The organism is Streptomyces sp. 15-116A (assembly GCF_025290915.1).
Classification (GTDB): domain Bacteria; phylum Actinomycetota; class Actinomycetes; order Streptomycetales; family Streptomycetaceae; genus Streptomyces.
Map to the genome: position 1 here is coordinate 1 of NZ_JAOCQE010000450.1, position 3,146 is coordinate 3,146.

Annotated in this window: 3 protein-coding genes; 2 read left to right on the forward strand and 1 reads right to left on the reverse strand. The window is 73.9% G+C overall.

Features of this window, described 5'->3' with window-relative positions; translation table 11 throughout:
* Positions 1 to 740, forward strand: a 740-nt coding sequence (locus N4P33_RS34170) for a CdaR family transcriptional regulator (RefSeq protein ID WP_260830810.1), incomplete at its 5' end; no start/stop codon positions are given.
* Here N4P33_RS34170 and N4P33_RS34175 read toward each other — a convergent pair.
* Positions 728 to 1,942 carry a transposase gene (locus tag N4P33_RS34175; RefSeq protein WP_260830811.1) on the reverse strand — a complete coding sequence of 405 codons (1,215 nt, stop codon included), beginning with the start codon at positions 1,940 to 1,942 and terminating at the stop codon, positions 728 to 730. The two genes, N4P33_RS34170 and N4P33_RS34175, sit on opposite strands and share 13 nt — an antisense overlap.
* Positions 1,943 to 2,298: 356 nt before the next feature.
* Here N4P33_RS34175 and N4P33_RS34180 point away from each other — a divergent pair, with 356 nt between their 5' ends.
* Positions 2,299 to 3,096 (forward strand): DsbA family protein, encoded by a 798-nt coding sequence (locus N4P33_RS34180; RefSeq protein WP_260830812.1) that lies wholly within the window; start codon positions 2,299 to 2,301, stop codon positions 3,094 to 3,096.
* Positions 3,097 to 3,146: the final 50 nt, after the last annotated feature.

The window sequence follows — 3,146 nt, forward strand, 5'->3', positions numbered from 1 at the left end:
GGCTGGGCATCGGCCTGGACCAGCCGCACGTGGTCGTGGTCGCCCGCACCGAGGCGGACGCGCGGGCGCACGCGGCGACCCGGGCGTCGTCCTGCGCCCGCCGGATGAACGGGCTGCAGACGACGCACGAGGGCGACATCGTGCTGCTGCTGCCGGGCACCGACCCGGGCGCCGCCGCCCGGACGGTGCACGACGAGCTGTCGTCCCTGCCCGGCGCTCCGCCCACGGTCAGCGGCGCCGGACCCGTGTCGGACCCGGGTGCGGTCCTGCACGGGTACCGGGAGGCGGCACGCTGTCTGGACGCGATGACCGCCCTCGGCGCCACCGGCACCCCGGCCTCGACCCACGAGATGGGCTTCGTGGGCCTGCTGCTGGCGGAACGGGCGGACGCCGAACGGTTCATCCAGAGCACCATCGGTGCCGTGCTCGACTACGACGAACAGCGCCTGACCGAGCTGGTCCGCACGCTGGACGCCTACTTCGACACCGGTGGCAGTCCCACGTACGCGGCCGAGAAGCTCCACGTGCACCCGAACACCGTGGCCCGCCGCCTGGAACGCATCGGCGACCTGATCGGCCCCGACTGGCAGCGGCCCGAACGGGCCCTGGAGATCCAGCTCGCGCTCCGGATGTCCCGCATCCGGCGTGTGCTGCGCGGGCGCACGGCGCCCGCCGGGGACGCCACCGGCGATGCCGCGGGGGACACCGCCGGGGACGCCTCTGGCGATCAGGACGCGTAGTCGAGGACCTCGTCGTCGGTGCCGCCCAGGGCCGCCAGGAGGTGCGCGGCCGACGCGAGGGTGACGTGCCGGTGCCAGCCACGGTAGGAGCGCCCGGCGAAGTCGCGGATCCCCACCTGGTCGGCTCCCCGGGCGAGATCCCGGTCGACCCGGCGGACCGTGCCCCGCAGCCGCATCCAGAACGCGGGCGGCACCGACGTCAGGTCCGTCAGCCACACCTCCCCGGGCCTGCGCCGGCCGGTGTTCCCCACGCCGAGCAGCAGCAGGTCACCCGGCCCGCTCCCGGCTCGCCGGCCCTGAGGACCGGGCAGCGTCACCCGTACGGCGGTGACGAGCCCGGAGCGCCGGACGGAACCCACGGTGTCGTCCGGCCACACCACCGGCCGCTGAAGGCCCCGGCTCGCGCTCATGATCTGGCGCACCGGCCGGGGGGTCGCGTCGAAACCCTTGAGCGCGGGGTCCGTCACCGACAGCCGCAGCGCGTCGTCGACCCGGAGCATCATCGGCATGCCCCGGTCCAGAAGCCTCCGCACGGTCGAGGCGACGTCGGTGCCGCGGGCGTCCATCACCACGGGGCGGGCCGGCAGCCGCCACGCCGCCGCCTCCAGGAAGGCCTGCACCGCGCACTCACCGAGCGTCTCGGCGGACGCGTCCTCCGGTATCGACGCACGCCGCCGCCGTTCCTCGGCGAACCAGGACGGCGAGAGCTGAAGCCGCCAGTTGACCGGCACGCTCATCTCCTCGGCCACCGCCCAGACCCCCACCGCCTGCTGGGCGTTGAGCATCTGGCCGTGCTCCGGGAAGAAGCGCCGCTCCACTCCGACGGAGTGCCGTCCCGCCTTGGGGATCACCATGGGCCGCACCACCCACGCCTGCGGCGGGGCCACACGCACCGCGTAGCGGGCCAGGGCCCGGCGCACCGGTCCCCACTCCCAGCTCGAGTCGCTGATGAAGTGATGCAGGCTCTGTTCCGTCGCCTGTCCGCCGACAAGCGCGGCGATGTTGCGTATCGACTTGCGTCCCCTCACCTCCAGCAGACCTCGTATGTACTCCATGCCCTTGCGCCGTTGGTCGCTGCGCGGCAAGGAGGCGAACAGCAGTGAACACATCTCCGGCAGCGACACCTGGCAGGCTGACGCGTACGCCGGCTTCTGCATGGTCATGCTCTGCGCTTGGTCAGGGCTCAGCGCGACCACACTCATGAACGGACCCTCCATCGGGGGTGGACGAAGACGATCCGAAGGGCTGCCCGTCCACTGTGCGCACCGGCGGGGCGCCGGTCCCAGGTACACGGAGCACAGGACTTGTGACGGACGGCGGTGGCCGGGCCACCATCGCCTCCCGCACCTCCCGGGGCCCCATCCGGAACGTTCACTTCGGGCTGTGCCCGGACCACCGCCGGGCTGCGCGGAGGCCTCTTCCGGGGCCGTTCCAGGGGGACTTGACACAGTGGCACCGGCATCGGGCACCGGGTGCCGCGGGCGCGTCACCATGGGATTCGGCACCACGGCACACCCGACGGGGACCCCGGTGTGGTCCCGCTACCGAGGAGGACACGATGAGCGCTGCCCCGGAGCCCCGGCCCGTCACCGTCTGGTCGGATCTCGGCTGCCCCTGGGCCACCCTCGCCCTGCACACGCTGCGCACCACGGCCCGGGACCGCGGGCAGGACCTCCTGATCGACCACCGGGCCTTCCCCCTGGAGCTGTTCAACCACCAGCCCACGCCCAAGTTCATCGTGGAGCCCGAGATCGTGGTGATCTCCGCGCACCGCCCCGACCTCGGCTGGCGCCTGTGGGCGGGGCGGGAGTACGACTATCCGTCGACGATGCTGCCCGCGATGGAGGCGGTTCAGGCCGCGAAGGACCCGTCCGTCGGCGGCCTGCGCGGCAGCGACGAACTGGACGCCGGCCTGCGGCACGCCTTCTACACCGAGAGCCGGTGCGTCAGCATCCCCTCGGTGATCCTCGACGTCGCCGCGCGGTGCGAGCACGTCGACGCACAGGCCCTGCGCCGCGCCCTGGAGCGCGGCGCCGGCCGCGCCGAGATCTACGAGCAGTTCCGCGTCGCCCAGGGCCCCGGCGTCCAGGGCAGCCCCCACCTGTTCGCGCCCGGCGGCTACGCGGTCCACAACCCCGGCGCGCACGTCGAGTGGACGAAGTCCCCCGACGAGGGCGGCGTACCGCGCCTCCACCGCTACGACCCGTCGTGGGCCGGGGAACTGCTCGACCTGCTGGCCGGGGGAAGGCAGCCTGGCACCGCGGCGACCCCGGACCGGCGGCTGGTGGAACTGGGGGCGGGCGATCCCGGCCTCCCCGCGACCGGAGCCGCGCCGGACGCGTCCTCGCCTCGATAGCCGCAGGCAGGGTCGCGCAGCGGGCTCGGCGAGTTCGGCGGGTCCCCGGG